This window comes from Roseomonas sp. TAS13 (genome assembly GCF_001950415.1).
In the GTDB taxonomy this organism is placed as follows: Bacteria; Pseudomonadota; Alphaproteobacteria; order Acetobacterales; family Acetobacteraceae; genus Roseomonas; species Roseomonas mucosa.
In genome coordinates this window covers 1-2891 of sequence record NZ_BDLP01000468.1, presented here as the reverse complement: position 1 = coordinate 2891, position 2891 = coordinate 1, and the positions used below count along the sequence as shown (strand labels likewise).

General features: G+C 75.2%; 3 protein-coding genes and 1 pseudogene. All 4 read left to right on the top strand.

Going from position 1 to position 2891, the window contains the following annotated elements; all coding sequences use genetic code 11:
• Window positions 1-409, top strand: a pseudogene (locus ROTAS13_RS22205) (O-antigen ligase domain-containing protein); the annotation flags it as partial.
• Complete coding sequence (locus ROTAS13_RS22200) at window positions 402-1067, top strand: sugar transferase (protein ID WP_083755668.1); 666 nt, start codon at window positions 402-404, stop codon at window positions 1065-1067. The pseudogene ROTAS13_RS22205 and the gene ROTAS13_RS22200, both read left to right, overlap by 8 nt.
• Window positions 1068-1207: 140 nt before the next feature.
• Window positions 1208-2500 carry a DegT/DnrJ/EryC1/StrS aminotransferase family protein gene (locus tag ROTAS13_RS22195; RefSeq protein ID WP_226946013.1) on the top strand — a complete coding sequence of 431 codons (1293 nt, stop codon included), beginning with the start codon at window positions 1208-1210 and terminating at the stop codon, window positions 2498-2500.
• A complete protein-coding gene (locus ROTAS13_RS22190) occupies window positions 2497-2874 on the top strand; it encodes a glycosyltransferase (protein ID WP_216348717.1) in 378 nt (125 codons plus the stop codon). The genes ROTAS13_RS22195 and ROTAS13_RS22190 overlap by 4 nt, the downstream gene beginning before the upstream one ends.
• Window positions 2875-2891 lie beyond the last annotated feature (17 nt).

The following is a 2891-nucleotide window of genomic DNA, read 5'->3' as shown; positions in this document are numbered from 1 at the left end:
CGGGGAGGGCATCGCCGCCTCGGCCCGCCCCGTGCTCTGGTCGGCGGCGCTGGGCTGGGCGGGGGAGGCGATGCCGCTCGGCCTCGGCGCCGGGGGCTTCACCGTCGCCGCCGGCTATGGCGAGCGACGCGGCATGTACCCGCACAACCACGCCCTGGAAGCCCTGGCCGAGGAAGGCCCGCTCGGCCTGCTGCTCTGGCTCGGCGCCTTCGGCGGCGGCGCGGCGGTGGTGCTGGTCCGGCTGCTGGCCCTGCCGGAGGATCTGGAGCCGGAGCGGGTGGGGCGGATCGTGGCGCTGGTGATCCCGGTGGCGATCGGCGCCATGGTCTCGACCGACCTGGGCAACCGCATGGTCTGGTTCGCGCTGGGCCTCGCTTTGTCGCTGGGCATCAGGGCGCAGCGTGTCTGAGCCGGGGGAAGGCTTCTACGCCCGCCGCCTGAAGCGCGGGCTCGACCTCGCGGGCGCGGCGCTGCTGCTGGCGCTGCTCTGGCCGCTGCTGCTCGGCACGGCGCTCGCCGTGGCCCTGGCCTTCGGCCGCCCGGTGCTGTTCCGGCAGAGCCGCGCCGGCTGGCGGGGGCGGAGCTTCACCATCCTCAAGCTCCGCTCGATGCGTGACCCCGCCTGGCCGGGCGAGCCCGATTCGGTGCGGCTGACCGGCTTCGGGCGCCGCCTGCGCGCCAGCGGGCTGGATGAGCTGCCGCAGCTGGCGAACATCCTGCGCGGCGAGATGAGCCTCGTCGGCCCGCGCCCGCTGCCGCCCGCCTATACCCCGCTCTACACGGCGCGGCAGGCCGGCCGCCTCGCCGTCAGGCCCGGCCTGCTCGGCCCGGTGACCGCGCGCGGCCGCAATGCCCTGCCCTGGGAGGAGCGGCTGGAATGGGATGCCCGCTATGTCGCCCGCGTCACGCTGGCGGGGGACGTCGCCATCGTCCTCGCCAGCCTGGCGCTGCTGCTGCGCGGGCGGGGCGCCACCGCGCCCGGCCATGCCACCAGCCCCGGCTTCACCGGCACGGCGCCCGCCAGCCAATCCACGGCGGCGGATGCGGGGGGCACGCCGCCGTGCTGATGCAGCGCCGCAACATTCCGCCGGGGATGGTGATTCTGACCACGGATTGCATATCTTAAGTTGTAATTCACGATATATTTACAACCATGAACGCCGGAATCCCCCGGCCGGCGAGGGGTGTCCAGAATGGACAGGGCAGCATGGGCATGGATGTAAGCGCCGCCGGGGAGACAGCACTCCTGTCCCTCTCCGACACGCTGCTCAGCCCGTCCGGGCCGCCCCGGCATCCCGCTATGCCGGATCGCGGCCGCACGGCACCGCCCGCCACCCGCATCCACCTTTCCCCGCCGCAGCTTTGCGGGGAGGAGGAGCAGGCGCTGCGCGACACGCTGGCCAGCGGCTGGCTCGCCCCCGCCGGTCCCGCCCTGCCGGCCTTCGAGGCGGCCATCGCCGCCTGCACCGGCTTCCGCCACGTCGCCGCCCTGGCTTCCGGCACGGCGGCGCTGCATCTCGGCTACCGGCTGCTCGGCCTCGAGCCGGGCGACGAGGTCTGGACCAGCACCCTGACCTTCGTGGCCACGGTGGCCCCGGCGGCGCAGATGGGCGCGCGGCTGGGCTTCCTCGACGTTTCCCCGGAAAGCTGGACGCTGGACCCCGGCCTGCTGCGGGAGGCCCTGGCCCGCGCCGCCCGCCAGGGCCGGCTGCCGCGCGTGGTGGTGCCGGTGGATCTCTACGGGCAATGCGCCGATCTCGCCGCGATCGCGGAGGCCTGCGGCCGCTGGGGCGTGCCGGTGCTCAGCGACAGCGCCGAGGCGCTGGGCGCCTTGCAGCACGGCCGTTCCGCCGGGCGCGGGGCGCGGCTGGCCGCCTTCTCCTTCAACGGCAACAAGATCGTCACCGGCGGCGGCGGCGGCGCCCTGGCCTCGGACGACGAGGCGCTGGTCGCCCGCGCCCGCCACCTCGCCACCCAGGCCAAGGAGCCGGCGCCCCACTACCAGCACGAGACCACCGGCTATTCCTACGGCCTGTCCTCGCTGCTGGCGGCGGTCGGCCGGGCGCAGCTGCGGCACCTGGAGGTGCGGGTGGCGCAGCGCCGCGCCGTCTTCGCCCGCTATGCCGCCGGGCTGTCGGGGCTGCCCGGCCTGCGCCTGATGCCGGAGCCGGTCTGGAGCCGCTCCTCGCGCTGGCTCACCGCCATCCTGGTCGATCCCGCCGAGGCGGGCACGGACCGCGAGGCCATCCGCCTGGCGCTGGAGGCGGCCTCGGTGGAAAGCCGCCCGGTCTGGAAGCCGCTGCACCTGCAACCGGCCTTCCGCGCGGCGAGCCATCTGGGCGGCGGGGTCGCCGCCTCGCTCTTCGAGCAGGGCCTCTGCCTGCCCTCCGGCGCCATGGGCCCGGCGGAACAGGACCGGGTGATCGGCATCATCCGCGCCTGCTTCGGGCACGGCCCATCGGGACGTGCCCGGACGGGCCGGGGAGGCACCCGGCCGTGACCGGACCGCTGCGCATCCTGTACCTGCACCAGCACTATTCCGCCCCTGCCGGCAGCACCGCCACGCGCGCCCATGCCATGGCCGCCGGGCTGGCGGCGCGGGGGCATGACGTGACCCTGGCCTGCGGCCGCTACGACGGCGCCGAGACCGGGCTGGAGGGCCGCTTCTGCCTGGGCCGCCGGCAGGGGCGCGCACCCGGCCCGGCAGGCTTCGGCCTGATGGAGTTCGACATCCGCTGCGGCAATGCCCAGGACAGGGCCGGGCGCCTGCTGGCCTTCGGGCGCTATGCCGCCGCGGCCTCGGGTCTGGCGCTGTCGCGGCCCTGGGACCTGGTGGTCGCTTCCTCCACCCCGCTCACCGTGGCTGTCTCTTGATCACAAGTCTCGACGTC